Raw genomic sequence first — 18,900 nt, forward strand, 5'->3', positions numbered from 1 at the left:
CCGAATACAGCCCCTTCCCCGCCAGAGATCGGTAATTGGGCAGCCACGTTTGAAAATATCTTCGTGCTGTATCGCCAGCTTTTAGCAGCTCCAGATTCTCCCGCCTGTAGCCAATACTTTTGTCGTCTGGAACACGATATTCTACAAGCAACGACTAATGATAGCTCGATGAGCCAATGGTCTTGGCAAAGAAGAGTCATCTTTGTCAGAACGGCAATTCATGCTTTCTTTCACAACGACTTATATTTCGCCACCAAAACGTTCATGTCGAGAGCGGAAGGGAGTTTTGGTTTAGTTACAGTTTCTACCCTAGACGAAGGACGACTGGTACTGAGCGCTCAAGGACAACCAATGTCCGTTGGCTTCAATTGGCAAGACGAATACATGGTTTATGCTTCCGAACCAGCCGCCGTTGATGCTGTGTTACTGAATTTACCAGAGTCTTACCGTTTGGACTTAGACCAGAAAATGGGAGAAATTGCACTGGTCACTGCCAAAGACATTGCAATTTACTCGATGAGTCAAAAATGCGAAGTCGCTTCATCAGACCTCAAGGATAGATGGATATCGATGGCAGACCATCCCTATCTGCCCCACGTTAAATATCCTGAAAACGACACCATAGATCCAATTGCGGCTGACTGTCGAGAAATTCCGCCAATTATGGCAGAAATTAGACTATCGTGGCAGAATTCAACCTCACTCGATCGCCAAAGTGCAGATTATCTGGTTCAACTTTTTTGTGAAAAGGCACATAAATTCGAGCAAAAGCGGCAAAAAATGGTGCGTGCTGGGTTGACCGGACACATGCAGCAATTACCGTCTGTCGATCTGCTCGTGACAGGTGTAGAAAATAGTTTGTGGCTGGGAGAAAGATTTGCCCAGGATTTGAAGATTGTCTTTCCGTGGCTAAACGTGCGGGTCATCTCTTCCAACGAAGTTTTGCAGCAACTTCAGCACGACTTTAGCAGCTTGCAGCTCGGCAAAGATTCAATCGTCCTAGCGATTACTCAATCCGGTCAAACCTTTCCTACAGTACAGGCAATTAACACCTTTGACCAGCTATTTAGGCAAGACATCATCGGCGAGCTGTTTATTTTGACTGGAGAGTTAAGCAGTTTTTTAGGCTCTCGGGTGATTCAACCGAAGCACTCAAATACTGTGCGTCACAATATCTTCGTCAATGGTAGCGGACGCAGAACTTCTGAACCTGCAACCGTGGCAGTCGCCGCAGCTCAACATACTTTAACGGAATTGTTACTTTATCTGGCAAAGCAGGTCAAACATCATTTTCCTGACTCCAGCCCCTTTGGGATGACCTTGACTCAAGAAAGTCTCGCTGCCTTAGAAAAGATGAAGGATGACTTTCTCGATATCAATGTCGTGCAAATTATGGGGACAACTCCAACTGGAAACACAATTGAAACCGCGATCCGACGAACTCTGATTGCAGGTGGTCGCACATGGGCGCTCCATATCTTAGAAACGCCTCTAGCGTGGGGAATTCATGCTTTATATGTCGCGATTACAGTCGGATGGGCAATTCCTTTCGGTCACACAATTCCCTTAGCTAAGACAATTTTGGCTCTGATTGTTTGGATAGCTCATATACCCCAAGATGCATTTCTTTTGGGAATAGTCAGTCCTGTTGTTAATTTAGTTGACATTGCCATATACATTTTCGGTTCGTGGCTCTGGACGCTAGGACTGCGCTATTTTCAAGGCAGACAACTCCTCGCGCGAATTGGCAAAAGAACCTTGGTAATTGGTGACGTACCTTGGGTGAGCAAATTATTAAAATCCTATGTCAGCAAATTGTTTTCTCTCAGCTACGGAATTGCTTCTTTAGAAGTACATGGGGCAAATCCAGAAGACGATTTATTGCACGATTTTGGACACCGAGTCGTGAGAGGAACTCTGCTATTTCTGGGTGTACCCGATGGCAGACGGGGACAGAAGCAAAAACACCAAGAAAACGCTGCAATTATGACGGGCAAACAAGCAGACGGCGTGAGAAATATTGATGTCGGACCGGAAGTTGTTGTTATGGGTCCTAACCCTGAAATTGCGCGCAAAGGCTTCAGTAGCGCGATCGTTTTAGAAGGTAACGATGAGTATTTTTACTTCAGAAATGCCGCTTTTTACTTTAAAGACCAAAATGCCGAAGATCAAAAGGAATTGATTGAGGATTTGAGAGAATCTCGATTTGGGGCTTTTGAGCGATTGCTAGCCAGTTACGTATTCTTCTGGGCTTTAGCGAAAAAAGTCGCTTCATTTCCTTTCCTGCGATATCAGCACTGGAAGTCTCAAAGCCGTACCAAGATCATGACGACTGCCGCACCAGTAGCAGGAATGAGCGTAGCAACACCAAAACAACTTTACCAACCAGACCGAGACAACAAGCCAGAAGCAGTTATCAGCGATCAGTGAGCAGGGAGCTTCTGAGCAGGGAGCAGTCAAGAAAGGGTGTAGGGAGTGTGGGAAGTGTGGGGTGTAGAGAATTTTGAATGCCTGAATTGTTTTGCTCCCTTAGCTCCCTCAGCTTCCTCAGCTCTCTTTATTTCCTAGCTGCTTATTAAGGTATTATTAGGAGAGCTGTCTGAGTTGAATCAGACACAAATATCAGCTTCTCATACAGCTTGGAGATACACCTATGCTGACGCTTAAGATTGTCGTATATATCGTTGTTGGTTTTTTCTTGACGCTGTTCGTCTTTGGCTTTTTGTCTAATGACCCAGCTCGTAACCCCGGTCGGAGAGATCTCGACTAGGTAATGATAACTAGGTAACGATAAACAGAAACCTTTACTAGCAAGTGATGTGACAGCGCGTTTGGATTTGCCAACGCGCTCAATTTCTGGCAACAAGCGGTAAAGCTGTGCGTTGGTTGGTTATACTCTGGGCTGGTTGTTTGCATCTTTAGCTGAAATATGACTCAATCTGTGCCACCGCCCAAACCACCCGCTCTCATTCAACACCTACCACCAAAGCAAATTTTCTCGCCCCACAGTCGAGGAGATCGACCTTTTGCTGTTGCTGAATTGTTGACAGCCAAATCTGCTTCCTCCCCAGCAGCGACGACCAGAACCGCAGCCGCGATCGCCATAAAAAAGGCTGTGATGTTGGGTTCTGAAGTAACCGTCAGCTATGGTGCCGAGCAGTTTGATATTGCTCAGACAGATATAGGTATAGAACCAATTGGTAAGACAGAGGGCAAAAGGCAGAAGGTAGAAGAACATTTGATCTGCTCCCCTTCTGGCATCTGCCATCGTACTTCTGCCGTTAAGAGACCAGCGCAACCAATTCCAACTTTTCGCCCGTCTCCGGCGATCGTCAAATTTAACAAGCTGTTGGCACAAGTCGCAACACCAACTAACCCTTCAGAGCTTGACCCTAATCGTCCTCAAGAATTAGATTTTCGCGCCCCTACGCCTTCTAGTCCTTTTCAGCAAACACAGCCGCCGCAACAAGCACCGCAATCAATCCCTACCAATGTCCCAGCGACTAAACGCAGGGTGATAGAAGTCAATTCAGACCGTCAAGAATACGATGCCAATCGCCGCATCGTGACAGCAGAAGGTAGGGTTGAGGTGAGATTGCAAGATGGAGTCCTCAATGCCGATCGCTTGCAAGTTAGCATTCCGAATTTAATTGCTGTCGGTGAAGGTAATGTCGTCTACACCACAGGCAAGCAAGTCTTAAGGGGAGAACGATTCACATTCAACATCGTCCAAGATAGCGGGACTCTCCAAGGGGGTAGAGGGGAAATTTTTATTCCCTCAGCGAGTCGAGATTTTGCCGCTCCGATTGGGTCTGACGTGACTACGAGTAGCATTTTACCAGGTGGCGATCGCTTTGCCCCCAGCCAACCATTACAGCAAGTCACTAACGCCGGAGGACTGAATATCAACTACGGCAGCAAAAGGGGAATAGCTGGCGTTCCTGCGAGTCAACAAGGTGGTACGGTGAAACGGCTGCGATTTGAAGCCGAGAAGATAGATTTCTACCGCGAAGGCTGGCAGGCAGAAAATGTCAGAATTACGAACGACCCATTTTCGCCACCGGAGTTAGAACTGAGGGCAGATCGGGTGACGTTGGTGCGAGAGACACCTCAGCGCGATCGCATTCGCACCCAAAAGCAACGCTTGGTATTCGACCAAAGATTTGCCTTACCAATTCCCCGCGACCAAGCAGTCATCGATCGCAACCAGCGCGAAACCAACCCCGCCTTGGCTCAAATTGGTTTTGATGGCGACGATCGCGGCGGAATTTTTATCGAACGCAATTTCCCTATTTTTAATGCTGATGCAGTCCAGTTCAGCGTTACGCCTCAGTTTTTCGTGCAAAAGGCAATAGATGAGGGAAATGGTAATTTCTTTGACTCAGAGTATTTTGGCTTGAGGGCAAATCTGAGGGCGAGTACGGGATTGAGAAATGCGATAACTGGTTCAGCAATCCTGACTAGTCTAGATTTTGGTGACTTAGAAGACAACTTGCGCGGCAGTTTGCGCTTTCAACAGTTAGTTGGCGGACGTTTAGCCCATACCGTCTCATTGGAAGCTAGCTACCGCGATCGCTTGTATAACGGTACTTTAGGATATCAAGATGTCCAAAGTAGCATTGGTGGAATTGTGAATTCTCCTATCGTGCCTTTGGGGAATACAGGCATTAATTTAAGCTATCAAGTAGGTTATCAATATATCAATGCCAATACAGACCGCTTGGAATTGCTAGACACCGTGCGGGAGAACGATCGCGCTTCTCTCGGTCGCTTTCAAGGTAGTGTAGCCCTAAATCGCGGTTTTTTACTTTGGGAGGGGAAAGGTTTACCTGCAACAGCCGAGCAAGGACTAAAATACACGCCCGTTCCAGTCGTTCCTTACTTAGCAGCTTTTGCTGGTGTCACAGGAACTAGCAGTTTCTACAGTAACGGCGACAACCAATCAACCTTAATCGGTACGGTGGGACTAGAAGGGCAAATCGGTCATTTTTCTCGCCCCTTTTTGGACTACACTCGCGTTAATGTCAGTTATTCCGAAGGTATCCGCAGTGGCATATCGCCGTTTTTGTTTGACCGTGCTGCCGATACTCGGGTTTTAGGCTTTGGATTTTCCCAGCAACTTTACGGTCCTTTCCGCATCGGTTTTCAAACATCATTCAACCTAGACAACAACGACACGCTCAGTACTGACTACGTTTTAGAATACAGTCGGCGTACCTACGGCGTTGTCTTGCGCTACAATCCCGAACTAGAAATCGGTTCTATCAGCTTGCGAATTAGCGATTTCAACTGGACGGGTGGCGGCGATCCTTTCTCTACCACTGGAGTTCGTCCCGTGGTTGGTGGAGTGGAGAGAGGCGATTAAGACACCACGTTTCCTGCGGTAAAGACTCGCCCGATCGCCTCTTCGACTGGCGGATCGGTGACGGTTAAATCGACGACTTCTAACTCTGATAGCATTCTTGCAACTGCCCGTGTCATTTCTTCGCGTTTGATACAAAAACGTACCGATAGACCTGTAACGGCTTTAATTTCACCGTAGGGTAGCAACTCCTCTTCAGATACAGGATGGGCAAGTTCTACCTGCACTTCGCGATAGGGAGAAAAGTTATCTACGAGTTGGTCTAAACTGCCATCGTAAACTAATTGTCCTTTATGAATCACCAAAACTCGCTGACAAAGAGCAGTAATATCTGCCATATAGTGGCTGGTTAATAAAATTGTTGCCCCGTACCTTTGATTGTATTCCCGCAGAAATTCTCTAACTCCAACTTGTGCGTTTACGTCCAATCCTAGAGTCGGTTCATCTAAAAATAAGACTTTGGGTTGATGCAGCAAGGCGGCTAAAAGTTCCGCTTTCATGCGTTCCCCTAAGGAAAGTTTGCGCACGGGTTGATTCAGCTTACCTTGCAGGGAGAGCATTTCTGTCAGTTCCCCAATACGGCAGCGATATTCTTGAGTCGAAAGTCCGTAAATTGCAGCATTGATTTTTAGCGAGTCTAAAGCTGGCAAATCCCAGATCAGTTGTTGCTTTTGCCCCATAACTAAAGTAATTTGCCGCAGAAATTCCGGTTGGCGTTGAAAAGGAATTTGTCCAGCTACCCTGACTCGTCCGTTAGAAGGATGGATCAAACCCGTGAGCATTTTGAGCGTTGTAGTTTTGCCTGCTCCATTTGCCCCTAAAAAGCCGACGACTTCCCCAGATTCAATTTGAAACGAAACTTGCTTGACTGCTTCAATTTGTCGGTACGTACGGCGAAAAAAGTGGCTGATAGTTCCTTTTAATCCAGGCTCTTTTACAGCGACGGGATAAACTTTACTTAAATTTTCTACTAGGACAATAGACATAATGAGGAGTCATTGGTCATTGGTCATTGGTCATTGGTCATTGGTTGGTTAACCCTTGCCCCTCAAAGTTATCTCAGTAAAAACAGATATCTACTCTACATTGACGCTAGCACAGTTAGCAGTTGTCAGCGAGCGGCAAATCAGAAGATTTACTAATGACTAATGACTAATGACAAATTACCCAAAAGACAGGCTATAACCGAGTAATCTAACAGGCGCGCATACATTAAGGATAAATCATTGACGGAAGAAAGGGCTTTTTGGCTGGCATGGGCGCAAATTTCTGGGGTTGGTCCAGTGTTGTTACAGCGCTTGCAACAGCATTTTGGGACGCTAGCAGCAGCTTGGCAAGCGAGTTCGACCGATCTACAAACGGTGGAGGGGATGGGAACGCAGACACTCGAACAGGTCAATGCGGCGCGATCGCAACTGCACCCAGCAGAATTTCTCGCCACCCACACAGCACAAAACCCCCACTTCTGGACACCCGCAGACAGCAATGAGTATCCCCGCCTGCTATTGGAAATTCCCAGTCCCCCACCAGTGCTGTACCATCGCGGCGTGGTGGATTCGACAGAAAATCAGGGTAGCAAACCGCTAATTGGAATTGTTGGCACGCGCAGCCCTTCAGAATATGGCAAGCGTTGGACGCGGAAAATTAGTATGGCGCTTGCTCGTAACGGGTTTACCGTCGTGTCTGGATTGGCAGAAGGTATTGACACGGAGGCACATCAAGGCTGTCTGGATGCAGGCGGAAGGACGATCGCGGTTTTGGGAACGGGAGTTGATGTCGTCTACCCACCCCGCAATCAACGGCTATACGAGCAAATTGTCGAGCAAAGTTTAGTAGTCAGCGAATTTCCCAGTAAAACTCCCCCAGATCGCGCCCATTTTCCCCGTCGTAATCGAATTATTGCAGGTTTATGCCGTGCAGTGTTGGTCATGGAAGCTCCTACTAAGTCAGGTGCTTTGATTACAGCAAGATTTACGAATGATTTTGGGCGGGATGTTTACGTCTTACCAGGTAGTTTAGATAACCCGCGATCGCATGGTTGTTTGGGTTTGCTCAATAAGGGTGCTACGGTAATTTTAAGTGAAGGTCATTTGCTGGAATTGCTGGGAAGTATGCCTCAACTTGATTCAGCCCCCCCTATTATCGAGCAATTAAGTCTGCCAGATTTAGCACCAGAACTTCAGCAAGTGCTGACGACAATTGCATCTGAGTTAATGTCTTTTGATGCGATCGTCCAGCAAACGGGCTATGCTACGGGTGTAGTTGCTAGTGCTTTGTTGCAGTTGGAGTTGCTGGGGTTAATATCTCAGCTACCAGGGATGCGCTACCAACGCTGTTAGGCTTAATCAGTTATCAGTTGTCAGTTAACCGTCAACCGTCTTTACACATATCAGTTATCAGTTAATCGTCTTCACGCAGTGAAGCGTAGCGTTTACTGTCAACCAACAACCAACAACTTACCCCTGATGTCACAATCCTCTCTAGAAGTACCCGCAACAGTCTCCTTCGAGCAGGCGATCGCCTTAACTCAATCTTTGCTATCACAGATAGAAGCAGGAACGCTGAGTGAGACAGACATAGCTACTGTTATATCGGCACTGGTGAAGACAGAAAATGGCGCGAGGGGGTTTTTCGTGACTTACTTAACCTCAGCATCATCTGTAGCAGATTCTCCTTCCGCCGCCGTTATCGAGGCACTGCGATCGAGTTCAGACATCGTAGCAGAACTGCTAGTCAAAAATATAGCCATGTCAACGGCACAAGCAATCTTTTATCGTCGTCAGCAAAAAGAAGATATGGCAAAAGGCTCGGAACAAGTCAGTCGCCGCACGACAAGGCTTATACAGCTTGTCGATCTGCCTAGCGTGCGCGATCGCGCCCAGCAACTCATGCACTCAGCCAAAACTGGAGAAGGGAACTACAAAGGCTTTTTAGAACGCTGGCACTACGATACCGAGCAAAAACAGGCAATTTGTCAAGCTCTAGAGCAAATCAAGTAATTCTTCCCTACTCCCTACTCCCCATTCCCTACTCCCTAGTTCATTGTGCCAGTTAAAAGACCGGAATCGAGTCCGATCGTTTTGTAGAAAATATTAGGCACACTAAGGCAAGAGTGAAAATTGCTTTCTGTGCTGCCCAGACGAGATGGCAATTACGTGTGTGGTGATGAGGAAAGAGTTATGTTTCAAAGAATATTATTAGCTTTATCGATCACTTTATCCCTCTATTTATTTTGGGGAATCCGCTTACAACCAAATACTTCTAGGGTAGAGCGTCAGACTTATTTTGCTGAGAGCGCAAGTTTTGCATATCTTAACAAAAACTTAGTAAAAGGTAATTGAGCGTGATGATAAAACGATATTGTTTTAAATAAGAGCGATCGTTCTCTACTCGTTTCCCTAATATTTGGCTTGAATTGTGGGGTGGGCATTGCCCACCCTATTTATTTTAAGCTCTAGCTATCAATTATCCCTTCAGCAACGATTCCCCGCCATCAATCCACATTTCCGTACCTGTAATGTGACTAGAAGCATCGGAAGCTAAGAATAAAACTAATTGAGCTACTTGTTCGGATGTTCCTGGCTTACCATCTGTTAAAGGAACTTTACCTTCAGGAAACTCTACAGGTTCCTTAATTTCTTCTAAATTGCGTCGTTCGGTATTCTCATCAATACTAGTCTCGATCGCCCCAGGACAAATTACATTCACCCGAACTCTGTGTTCTGCCAACTCTAAAGCAACCATTTTGGTAAAAGCAACTTGAGCCGCTTTTGTACAAGAATATGCGGTTGCACCTGTATTACTAAACACCCGTGTCCCATTAATTGAGGAAGTAATAATGATGGACGATCCTGGTTGTTTTTTCAAATATGGTACGGCGTACTTAACTGTTAAAAAAGTTCCTGTCAAATTAATATTTATTGTCTTATTCCACTCTTCTGGCGTTAATTCCTCCAAAGATGCCCAAACACCATTAACACCTGCATTCGCAAAAACAATGTCCAAACGTCCCCACTTCTCAGCAGCTTTTTGATTCGCTTGTTGCATCTGTTCGGGTTGAGAAATATCACCAATTACAGATATTGCCGTACCCCCACTCGATTCAATTTCAGCTAGAGTTTTCTCTAACTCATCTTCAGAACGTCCCAACAGTACAACTTTTGCCCCTTCTTTTGCCATCAACTTAGCGGCTGCTTTGCCAATCCCAGAACCCGCGCCAGTCACTAAGGCGACTTTTCCTGCCAGTTGCATAAACCTATCTCCCTACTTTGCTCTGACAGCTGTGTATCACGTAGTCAAGGGATGAGTCATGCTGCTGAGGTGGTAATAAAGTGTTAGTTGTTGGTTGATTGTTGCTAACAACTATCAACCAATTACCCGTTACCCAGCTTGATAGCCTTCGACTGTAAAACCTCCAGCTACGATTGACTGCTTGATTGTCTCCTCGGATGCTGTAGATTCTACTGTTACTGTCTTAGCAGCGACATCAACATCGACTTTAGCATCGGGTGCCATCGTATGGATATATTCAGTAATTGTTTCTGCACAATCATCACACTTGATATCGGGAACGGTAAGTTTGAGTGCCATAGAAAAACCTGAAAATTTGTCCTTATTTATCTCCAGAAGTCAATTCTATCGATTCAAGACGCGATCGCTCATGGCTCTTCAGCTAGATTATGCATTCAACTAAAAGCAGATCGTTGCAGACGGTTGGGACAATATGCCGAGATTAGCAGTAGCAATAAGCTAAACCAAAATGCAAAAATATATAAACTGCTTAGTTGACAGTCAACGGTTAACCGTTAACTGTCAACTAAATCACCCCATAACCCCTAGCCAGTATGCAGTACCTCAGCGGTAACGAAATTCGGCAAACATTTTTAGAATTCTATTCCCAGAGAGGACACCAGATCCTCGCGAGTGCATCCCTCGTGCCAGAAGATCCTACCGTGTTACTGACGATCGCGGGGATGTTACCATTTAAACCGATTTTTCTGGGACAGCGATCGCCTGAGTTTAAACGCGCTACGTCATCTCAAAAGTGCATCCGCACCAATGATATTGAAAATGTCGGACGCACGGCAAGGCATCACACTTTTTTTGAGATGCTAGGAAATTTCAGTTTTGGTGACTATTTTAAAGAACAAGCGATCGCTTGGGGATGGGAACTGTCTACAAAAGTTTTTGGCTTACCCCCAGAACGCCTAGTTGCTAGCGTGTTTGAGGATGATGACGAAGCTTATGCTATCTGGCGCGACAAAATTGGCGTTCCCGAAGCTAGAATCAAGCGCATGGGTGAGGATGATAACTTCTGGGTATCTGGTCCTACGGGTCCATGCGGTCCTTGTTCGGAAATATACTACGATTTTCACCCCGAACGCGGTGACGCAAATATCGATTTAGAGGATGACACGCGGTTTATCGAGTTTTACAACTTGGTATTTATGCAGTACAACCGCGATGCAGAAGGTAATCTCACACCCCTAGCTAACAAAAATATCGATACGGGGATGGGATTGGAACGGATGGCGCAGATCCTCCAGAAAGTCCCGAATAACTATGAAACCGATCTAATCTTCCCAATCATCAAAACCGCAGCGGAAATCGCCGGAATTGATTACAACAACTGTGACGAGAAAACCAAAGTCTCTTTGAAAGTGATTGGCGATCATATCCGTTCTGTGATGCACATGATTGCGGATGAAATTCGCGCTTCAAATACAGGACGGGGTTACGTTTTACGGCGGTTAATTCGGCGTGTCGTTCGACATGGAAGATTAATCGGAATTCAGGGTGAATTTACAACCAAAGTTGTAGAAACCGCGATCGCCTTGTCTGAATCTGCTTATTCTAACGTGCGCGTGCGAGAAGCCCAAATCAAAGCTGAGTTGCAACGAGAAGAATCGCAGTTCCTCAAAACTTTGGAACGCGGCGAGAAACTGCTGGATGAAATTATCCAAACAGCAAAACAACAGAATAAAACTCAAATTAGCGGCGAGAGTGCTTTTACTCTCTACGATACATATGGTTTTCCGTTGGAATTAACCCAAGAAGTTGCTGAAGAACACAACCTCACTGTTGATGTAGATGGCTTTGAGGTGGAAATGGAAAAACAGCGAGAACGGGCAAAAGAAGCACACGAAACTATCGATCTCACCGTACAAGGTTCGTTAGATAAACTTGCCGAGCATATCCATGCTACCGATTTTGTTGGATATGCCCAACCAGCTGCTACATCTGAAATTAAAGTGCTGCTGATGGCTGGAAAATGCGTTGAGGAAGCAGAAGCAGGACAAGACGTACAAATTGTCCTTGACAAAACACCATTTTATGCTGAATCGGGCGGACAAATAGGCGATCGCGGTTATCTTTCTGGCGATGCAATTTTGGTACGAATTGAAGATGTGAAAAAAGAGTCCGATTTCTTCGTCCATTTTGGCAGAATCGAACGCGGGACTTTACGAGTAGGAGATAAGGTAACAGCCCAAATCGATCGTGCTTGTCGTCGTCGCGCCCAAGCTAATCATAGCGCCACGCATTTACTACAGGCTGCTTTGAAAAAGATTGTCGATGATTCAATTTCGCAAGCAGGTTCTCTAGTCGATTTCACGAAACTGCGATTTGACTTCAATTGTCCTCGTCCGGTGACACCAGATGAGTTACAACAAATTGAAGAGACAATTAATACTTGGATTGCTGAAGCACATACAGCCGAAATTTCCATTTTGCCACTAGCAGAAGCTAAAGCTAGAGGCGCAGTTGCTATGTTTGGCGAAAAATACGGCGAGGAAGTGCGCGTGTTAGATTTTCCTGGCGTGTCGATGGAATTGTGTGGAGGTACTCACGTCAGCAATACAGCCGAGATTGGCGTATTTAAGCTTATTTCTGAAGCCGGTGTCGCTTCAGGAGTCAGGAGAATTGAAGCGGTGGCTGGACCTGCCGTGTTAGATTACTTAAATGTACGAGACAAAGTTGTCAAAGATTTGAGCGATCGCTTTAAGGTCAAACCGGAAGAATTACCGGATCGAATTACAACTTTGCAAACCGAACTGAAAACTACTCAAAAGCAACTCGATGCCCTCAAAGCACAACTTGCTTTAGCAAAATCTGAATCGCTATTAGCTCAAGCTGAATCGGTGGGAGAATTCAAATATGTCGTTGCCCAAATGGAAGCTGTCGATCCTGAATCTTTAAAAACAGCTGCCGAAAGATTGTTGCAAAAATTAGGTAATGGTGCTATTGTTTTAGGCTCCGTTCCTGAAGCAGACAAGGTAAGTTTAGTTGCAGCTTTCAGTTCAGAAGTGAATAAAAAAGGCTTGCAAGCCGGAAAATTTATCGGTGCGATCGCTAAAATTTGTGGCGGTGGCGGCGGTGGTAGACCGAATTTAGCCCAGGCTGGCGGACGAGATGCTAGTAAGCTTCCAGAAGCCTTAGAAACTGCTCAAAAAGAGCTGCGATCGGCTTTAAGCTAGGTTTAAGGGTGAGCTTTTGCTCATCCTTCTGATTGTTTTAGGTTTAAGGGTGAGCTTTTGCTCATCCTTCTGATTGTTTTAGGTTTAAGGGTGAGCTTTTGCTCATCCTTCTGATTGTTTAATCAGAAGTGGTGGTGGCAAAAGTTGTAGGGTGGGCGATGCCCACTATATTTACAGAAGGATTTTACGTTGTGCCGCATTTGCCTCAACTTGACAGCCGCAATCTGACATCAATTCTCCTTGCAGCCAGTCCACTCGTAAAACTCAATTGTTTCTGGAGCGCAACTGTGGCAACTATCGCATTTTTTGCCTACCGTTTTGCGTATCCTTTCCTTGCGAACGAGGCGATCGAGCATCCCCCGCAACACATCGACATCAATGTGGAGATCTTGTTCTAGTTGAGTCAAGGATGCATGATGATGCTGGCGCAAATAGCTCTGTAATTCTTGTAAGATCGTTGTTATCTCCTCATGGCTGGTTCTGCTGCGCGTTTGGCGACAGTGACGGTTCGTAGTTGATGGCGACGAGAACTAAAGCGTTTCAGCACGACTAACGTAGCAACCATAAACACTAGTAGTCCGATTAGCCAAGCGATCGCTGTCATCGGATGTTGTTGCAGAGTCATCAACTGGTAGTAGAACACGGCAACCCAATACGCTATTCCCGTCGTCCAACAGCTAGAGAAAATCGTCCAACCTAAGTTAGTTTCGCGATATACCGCAGCTGTAGCAGACACACAAGGGAAGTAAAGTAGAACGAACAGGAGGAAGGCGATCGCCGCTGTAGTGCTACCGAATCGCTGTGCCATTTGTCCGTAAGTGGTGAATCCAGTTATAGCGACTATCAGCAGTTAATAAATCGATGTCATCTCCCAGGGTTTGATGAATTTGCCGACGATGTGTAACGATCGCTCGCAGCAATGCTTCACTGCTGACCTCTGGTGCTACTCGGTCTTCATATTGCAGTAAATTTAAAGCTACCCAACGCGGTTTCACCTGGCGATCGCGAATATTAGCTTCGACAAGTGGAATTAATTCAGTTAACGCCGCTTCAATGACTGCCGGATATGTTACATGGGTTTTGGGAAGCGATCGCTGCACCAAGGCATTGTTGATACTGTCACGCAGTTGTGGCACTCCCCTAACAGTATTGGCACAGATAGGAATAACTGGACAACCCAAACGTTCCGATAGCAACGAAGGATTGATGCGAATTTCTCTTTTCTCTGCTAAGTCCATCATGTTCAGCGCCACGACGAGCGGCACTCCCATTTCAAGCACTTGTGTTGTCAGGTAAAGGTTTCGCTCTAAATTAGCGGCATCGACAATGTTTATGAATAAATCTGCCTCGTCACAGATGTGCTAAATTGACTCATCTGGGAATCTTCATTTCCTCTATCGGCGATCGCGACCTGAATGTGATGCGCCATCTCTGCATTTAGTCCGATCCGCTGCTCTTGAAGTGCCACGATCGCCGAGCCGCTCTCAGTGCGGCTGATAACTTCTAACTGGATACCAGGCATTAATCCCATTCCCATCAGGCGGCTGTTTGCCTCACCACAGTTCAAACCAACAATGCTGACGCGATCGCCAATATTTGTCATTGCCAGAGAAAGAGTTAACCGATCTGGCATGGGATCGACCTCATCCGCTTTTCCGCGATCGCTAGACTCGCAAAAGAAGATAAACTTCTTCCAGTTCGGTCGCTGCCAATTTCGATGCCAAGGATTAACCTGATTGTCTTCGCCATCCATTAGACAATCTCCTGATGAAAACTATTCTGATTGAAAAGTATCATTAAAGAGCTGATATACTTGAGAGTTTTTATCAACAATTAAGAATTAAGTTATTGTTATTTGTTCCTTACCAATTACCAATTACCACCCCTCACTAACAACTGTTCACTGATAACGAGTTTCCACCAGCTTAATTGCACGGCTGACGCTTTCAGGTAGAATGACGACTAAACTACCCTCAGTTGCAGTATCCAAGGCGGTGTTAATTGCTGTGGTTTCGTCGAGAATAGTTTCGTAGTGAAAATCAGGTTTTTCCTCTTCAATGCCTTGACAAATGAGTTCGGCAGCTTCACCACGGGGGCGATCGCGAGTGTCGTCATCTTCTTTAACGATGATGCGGTCGAAGATTCCCACCGCCAGCCTACCCAGGTTAAGTAAATCTTCATCGCGGCGATCGCCTGGACCTCCCACTACACCGATCCGTTCTCCCGTATGATGCCGGACAAAATCACCCATTGCTTGGTAACTCGCGCCATTATGAGCGTAGTCAATTAAAGCTTGATATTTGCCCAAGTCGAATAAATTCATTCGTCCTGGGGTTTGACTTGTCGATGGTTTAAAGGCAATCAAGGCAGCGCGAATATCCTCTATTTTTACACCTTGCACGAAGGCGGCTAGACTGGCAGCTAAAGCATTGGCGATCGCAAAATTAGCTTTTCCGCCTAATGTCAGCGGTATGTTTACTGCTTGTTCGATCTGTTCCGACCATTCTTGTTTTCTAAATGTTAAATAACCGTTTTCGTAGACTGCGGCAAGTCCACCCTGTTGGACGTGCGACCGTACGATTTCGTTATCTGGTTGCATGGAGAAATAAGCGATCTGCGCCTTGACCCGTTTTGCCATCGCCGCCACTAACGGATCGTCAGCATTCAGAACGGCATAACCTTCAGGCATGACTGTTTCTGCAACCACGCTTTTGACATATGCCAAGTCTTCCACCGTATCGATCCCGTCAATTCCTAAATGATCGGCGGCGACATTCAAAACAACACCGACATCGCAAGTCGCAAAGCCCAAACCAGAACGCAAAATTCCGCCCCGCGCTGCTTCCAAAATTGCAACTTCTGTCATGGGGTCTTGCAGAATCAACTTCGCACTGTGGGGACCAGTATTATCTCCTACCTCCACGAGGCGATCGTCTATATATGTCCCATCGGTAGTCGTGTAGCCAACAATACGTTTGGTTTGGCGAAACATGTGGGCAGTTAAACGGGTGGTTGTCGTTTTGCCATTAGTCCCTGTAATTGCCACAATCGGAATGCGGCTGGGAGTGCCAGGAGGAAATAGCATATTCAAGACTGCTTCCCCCACTGGACGCGGTAAACCTTGGCTGGGGTGAGCGTGCATCCGAAAACCAGGCGCAGCATTCACTTCGACAACTACGCCACCGACTTCTGCTAGGGGACGGGAGATATCGGGGGTAACAATATCGATACCAGCAATATCCAGTCCGATGATTTTTGCCACCCTTACAGCTAAGTAGATGTTGTCGGAGTGAATTTCATCGGTGCGATCGAGCGCAATTCCACCCGTACTCAAATTAGCTGTTGCCCGTAGATAGCAAATTTCTCCTTCTCTCAGCACGGTATCCAAGCTATACCTTTGTTTGCGCAGAAGTTCAAAACTGCTACGGTCTAATTCGATCCGCGTCATCACGTTATCGTGACCCTGTCCTCGGCGCGGATTGCGATTTACCATTTCAATCAGTTCGTTAATCGTAGAACGCCCATCCCCCACCACATGGGCGGGGACTCGTTCGGCAACAGCAGCCACTTTGCCATCAACTACTAGCACGCGGTGGTCGCGTCCCGTGTAGCAACGCTCGACAATGACAGTCCGAGATTTTGAGGCTACGCTTGCCGCATCGTAAGCTGCTTCTGCATCTTTCCAGGTATTTATATCCAGCGCCACACCTCTGCCATGATTGCCATCGAGGGGCTTAATTGCCACAGGAAAGCCGCCTACAGCATCGATCGCATTTTCTAACTCGTCAAAATAACTAATCGTCATGCCACGCGGAACGGGAACCCCTGCATCTTGAAGAATGCGTTTCGTTCCTTCCTTATCTCCCGCTAGCTCGATACCTAAAATACTAGTGCGATCGCTTTGCGTTGCCTGAATCCGATGCTGGTAGGCTCCATAACCTAACTGAATTAAAAACCGCGCCCCCAATCGCAGCCAAGGAATACCTCTTGCTTCAGCAGCTTTGACAATCGCTTCCGTGCTTGGACCCAGCGCCGCCTCTGCCCCAAGTCTCTGCAAATCTTGCAAATCTTGCCGTAAATCGTCGGGATGATAGCGCCCTTTCTCTGCAATACTCTGACATAAACGAACAGCAACTCTTGCCGCATAGCGTCCCGCTTCTGGAGCTTGATATTCAAATATGACGTAATAAACTCCACGAGTTGCAGTCTTTCGAGTTCGACTGAAACTTACGGGCATTCCAGCTAAAGTTTGCAATTCTAATGCTACGTGTTCGACGACTTCCTCCATCCATAAGCAGCCGTCCTGCAACCGCTCTAAAAACTTTTCTCCCAAATCGCACTCGCGATCGCCCAAACTGGGTAGCGCCTCAGTCAGCCCCTTCAAAAAGCCAGAAATTCTATTTGGTTTGCGATCGCTGAAATCTTGCAAATCGAGACGCACGACGATCAGCTGGTGGTCTTGGATGCTCCAATAGTTAGGACCTTGTAACGTCTGAATTTTGAGTATTTTCATCGCAGTTTTTTCGATTGACAACTAGCGATCTGGTCATTCCACTGTAATTTCTAGCTCCACGTTTATCTTCCCATGACTTGGAAGAGAATTTTTAATTCCTCACCTAGTAATTTGTAGTTAATATCAAATTGCGATCGCAAATAGAATCCCCTTAGCGTTCTTCTTCAGATATTTCTTCTTTGCGCCTACTCTTTTATGAGAAGCCGCTTTGCGTTTTTGCGTCTTTGCGCGAAACAAATCTTTTTTAAATGCAACTTGGTATGAATAAAAGATTGCAGCCCTCATCATATCTCGCGGCAATTAAAATACTAACTGTTGCAAAAATTCAGTAAAATTCTATACTAAATTCTCAGTAAAATAGCGATGAATAGTTAGGAAAACTCCGCTTGCAAACTCATCTAAATTAAGCCCGACAACAATCTAAAAGTGATTCCAGCTCAGCAACCATTTTAAACGGATTTTTACCCTGAAAAACTGCCGCGATCGCAACTTCATACGGATTTCTACCCATCTGTCTAACTGCTTTAATTGCCGCTTGGTTGGAAAAACCGCGACCGCGTACTAACCATGCCGCTAAAACATGACCAGTGCGCCCAACACCCCCACTGCAATGTACGACAACTTTCTCGCCCTGTCGGTCGGCTTCCAGTAAAAATGGTAAAATCTTTCCATTCAGCAGATCGGAGTCAGCGAGCGTAAAATCTTTAATTGGTGTCCAGCAGACTTGTTGACTGCCAAACTCTTGTGCATAAGTGCCAAGTAAATCTGAGTAGGGAGCGAGTTGCTTTTGGGGCAGTAAGCAGCAAACTCGTTTAATTTCTTGACCTTTCATATATTCAAGCCAATCTCGCACCTGTGCTTCTGAATAGCCAGGTCGAGCCGAGCCAAATACAATAGCTTCTTGCTTTGAAGCTGGTGCAAATTTATACATAAAGCAATGGCATTGACTAATTTTGTTGCTGTTGCAAAGCTTGGGAAAATGCTACTGTTGCATCGTACTGGTCTGATATATTCAAACAGCGTACCAATAGATCTAAATCCAGGTGAGGTAAAAACTCGCTTCTAAATATTTGTTCGGATTCAAATGACAAGAGAAACTTTATCGCGGTGGTAGAGAAGGACTCAAAGAAGCTTGCGACACTACCTCAGACGATGGAATTGTACTACTAGAAACCCACTTATTCGCAATGGGCATTCGCCAGCCAGTACCAAAGGCGCGATCGGTAATTTTTAAGCCAGGAGGCGCTTGACGGCGTTTAAATTCTGCCTTGACAACCAACTGTACGACGCGATCGACTACAGCCGCATCATGTCCAGCAGCAACAATTTGCGCCGCCGATTGATGCTTTTGAATCAACTTTTGTAAAATATCGTCCAAAATATCGTAGTCAGGTAGAGAATCTTGGTCTAACTGACCTGGCTTTAACTCTGCACTGGGGGGTTTGTTGATGACATTTTCGGGAATAATTTCTGTTTGGTAATTGGTAATTGGTAATTGGTAATTGGTATTTACTCCCTCACTCCTCACTCCACTCTCCTCGCCCCTCTCA

General features: G+C 46.1%; 14 protein-coding genes and 2 pseudogenes. 6 read left to right on the plus strand and 10 right to left on the minus strand.

Features of this window, described 5'->3' with window-relative positions; translation table 11 throughout:
- From ACRC32_RS14335 to ACRC32_RS14345, 3 genes and pseudogenes are all read left to right on the plus strand, one after another.
- Positions 1–2,430 (plus strand): annotated as a pseudogene (locus ACRC32_RS14335) (hypothetical protein); the annotation flags it as partial.
- Between the two features lie 223 nt (positions 2,431–2,653).
- Positions 2,654–2,770 (plus strand): photosystem II reaction center protein I, encoded by a 117-nt coding sequence (locus tag ACRC32_RS14340; RefSeq protein ID WP_015152134.1) that lies wholly within the window; start codon positions 2,654–2,656, stop codon positions 2,768–2,770.
- A gap of 159 nt (positions 2,771–2,929) precedes the next feature.
- Positions 2,930–5,365: a DUF3769 domain-containing protein gene (locus ACRC32_RS14345; RefSeq protein WP_438554609.1), complete on the plus strand. Its 2,436-nt coding sequence runs from the start codon at positions 2,930–2,932 to the stop codon at positions 5,363–5,365.
- Here the strand turns inward: ACRC32_RS14345 and ACRC32_RS14350 are convergent.
- Positions 5,362–6,348 carry an ABC transporter ATP-binding protein gene (locus tag ACRC32_RS14350; RefSeq protein ID WP_438554610.1) on the minus strand — a complete coding sequence of 329 codons (987 nt, stop codon included), beginning with the start codon at positions 6,346–6,348 and terminating at the stop codon, positions 5,362–5,364. The genes ACRC32_RS14345 and ACRC32_RS14350 overlap by 4 nt on opposite strands.
- A gap of 240 nt (positions 6,349–6,588) precedes the next feature.
- Here ACRC32_RS14350 and dprA point away from each other — a divergent pair, with 240 nt between their 5' ends.
- Both dprA and ACRC32_RS14360 read left to right on the plus strand, forming a co-directional pair.
- The gene (gene dprA / locus ACRC32_RS14355) at positions 6,589–7,701 is read left to right on the plus strand and encodes a DNA-processing protein DprA (RefSeq protein WP_438554611.1); all 1,113 of its coding nucleotides are present in this window, start codon (positions 6,589–6,591) and stop codon (positions 7,699–7,701) included.
- A 126-nt stretch (positions 7,702–7,827) separates the two neighbouring features.
- Complete coding sequence (locus ACRC32_RS14360) at positions 7,828–8,361, plus strand: hypothetical protein (protein WP_438554612.1); 534 nt, start codon at positions 7,828–7,830, stop codon at positions 8,359–8,361.
- Positions 8,362–8,827: 466 nt separating this feature from the next.
- Here ACRC32_RS14360 and ACRC32_RS14365 read toward each other — a convergent pair whose 3' ends face one another.
- Both ACRC32_RS14365 and ACRC32_RS14370 read right to left on the minus strand, forming a co-directional pair.
- Positions 8,828–9,613, minus strand: a complete 786-nt coding sequence (locus tag ACRC32_RS14365; protein ID WP_438554613.1) for an SDR family oxidoreductase — start codon at positions 9,611–9,613, stop codon at positions 8,828–8,830.
- Between the two features lie 129 nt (positions 9,614–9,742).
- Entirely contained in the window at positions 9,743–9,952 is a 210-nt protein-coding gene (locus tag ACRC32_RS14370; RefSeq protein ID WP_438554614.1) for a heavy-metal-associated domain-containing protein, read from the minus strand.
- Positions 9,953–10,206: 254 nt separating this feature from the next.
- On the opposite strand from ACRC32_RS14370, the gene alaS reads away from it, so the two are divergent.
- Positions 10,207–12,837: an alanine--tRNA ligase gene (gene alaS, locus ACRC32_RS14375; protein ID WP_438554615.1), complete on the plus strand. Its 2,631-nt coding sequence runs from the start codon at positions 10,207–10,209 to the stop codon at positions 12,835–12,837.
- A 230-nt stretch (positions 12,838–13,067) separates the two neighbouring features.
- On the opposite strand, the gene ACRC32_RS14380 is transcribed toward alaS, so the two are convergent.
- The 7 genes and pseudogenes from ACRC32_RS14380 to ACRC32_RS14410 all read right to left on the minus strand — a co-directional run.
- On the minus strand, positions 13,068–13,301 hold the full coding sequence (locus ACRC32_RS14380) for a FeoC-like transcriptional regulator (protein WP_438554620.1): 234 nt from the start codon (positions 13,299–13,301) through the stop codon (positions 13,068–13,070).
- A complete protein-coding gene (locus ACRC32_RS14385; RefSeq protein WP_438554616.1) occupies positions 13,298–13,645 on the minus strand; it encodes a hypothetical protein in 348 nt (115 codons plus the stop codon). Before ACRC32_RS14385 ends, ACRC32_RS14380 begins: the two co-directional genes overlap by 4 nt.
- On the minus strand, positions 13,626–14,195 hold the full coding sequence (locus tag ACRC32_RS14390) for a FeoB small GTPase domain-containing protein (protein WP_438554621.1): 570 nt from the start codon (positions 14,193–14,195) through the stop codon (positions 13,626–13,628). The genes ACRC32_RS14385 and ACRC32_RS14390 overlap by 20 nt, the downstream gene beginning before the upstream one ends.
- Positions 14,168–14,590 (minus strand): FeoA family protein, encoded by a 423-nt coding sequence (locus ACRC32_RS14395; protein ID WP_438554617.1) that lies wholly within the window; start codon positions 14,588–14,590, stop codon positions 14,168–14,170. Before ACRC32_RS14395 ends, ACRC32_RS14390 begins: the two co-directional genes overlap by 28 nt.
- A 147-nt stretch (positions 14,591–14,737) precedes the next feature.
- Positions 14,738–17,350 (minus strand): cyanophycin synthetase, encoded by a 2,613-nt coding sequence (gene cphA / locus ACRC32_RS14400; protein WP_438554618.1) that lies wholly within the window; start codon positions 17,348–17,350, stop codon positions 14,738–14,740.
- A 403-nt stretch (positions 17,351–17,753) separates the two neighbouring features.
- Positions 17,754–18,281, minus strand: a complete 528-nt coding sequence (locus tag ACRC32_RS14405; RefSeq protein WP_438554619.1) for a protein-tyrosine phosphatase family protein — start codon at positions 18,279–18,281, stop codon at positions 17,754–17,756.
- Between the two features lie 168 nt (positions 18,282–18,449).
- Positions 18,450–18,900: pseudogene (locus ACRC32_RS14410) on the minus strand (NAD+ synthase); the annotation flags it as partial.

It is taken from the genome of Chroococcidiopsis sp. (genome assembly GCF_051657925.1).
Classification (GTDB): domain Bacteria; phylum Cyanobacteriota; class Cyanobacteriia; order Cyanobacteriales; family Chroococcidiopsidaceae; genus Chroococcidiopsis.

What these genes read in the sequence shown, in the direction of transcription:
- ACRC32_RS14360 (WP_438554612.1), top strand. Translation starts at nt 7,828, where the DNA reads ATGTCACAATCCTCTCTAGAAGTACCCGCAACAGTCTCCTTCGAGCAG.
- ACRC32_RS14345 (WP_438554609.1), top strand. Translation starts at nt 2,930, where the DNA reads ATGACTCAATCTGTGCCACCGCCCAAACCACCCGCTCTCATTCAACAC.
- ACRC32_RS14395 (WP_438554617.1), bottom strand. Translation starts at nt 14,590, where the DNA reads ATGGATGGCGAAGACAATCAGGTTAATCCTTGGCATCGAAATTGGCAG.
- ACRC32_RS14340 (WP_015152134.1), top strand. Translation starts at nt 2,654, where the DNA reads ATGCTGACGCTTAAGATTGTCGTATATATCGTTGTTGGTTTTTTCTTG.
- ACRC32_RS14405 (WP_438554619.1), bottom strand. Translation starts at nt 18,281, where the DNA reads ATGTATAAATTTGCACCAGCTTCAAAGCAAGAAGCTATTGTATTTGGC.
- ACRC32_RS14385 (WP_438554616.1), bottom strand. Translation starts at nt 13,645, where the DNA reads ATGGCACAGCGATTCGGTAGCACTACAGCGGCGATCGCCTTCCTCCTG.
- alaS (WP_438554615.1), top strand. Translation starts at nt 10,207, where the DNA reads ATGCAGTACCTCAGCGGTAACGAAATTCGGCAAACATTTTTAGAATTC.
- ACRC32_RS14350 (WP_438554610.1), bottom strand. Translation starts at nt 6,348, where the DNA reads ATGTCTATTGTCCTAGTAGAAAATTTAAGTAAAGTTTATCCCGTCGCT.
- ACRC32_RS14365 (WP_438554613.1), bottom strand. Translation starts at nt 9,613, where the DNA reads ATGCAACTGGCAGGAAAAGTCGCCTTAGTGACTGGCGCGGGTTCTGGG.
- ACRC32_RS14370 (WP_438554614.1), bottom strand. Translation starts at nt 9,952, where the DNA reads ATGGCACTCAAACTTACCGTTCCCGATATCAAGTGTGATGATTGTGCA.
- cphA (WP_438554618.1), bottom strand. Translation starts at nt 17,350, where the DNA reads ATGAAAATACTCAAAATTCAGACGTTACAAGGTCCTAACTATTGGAGC.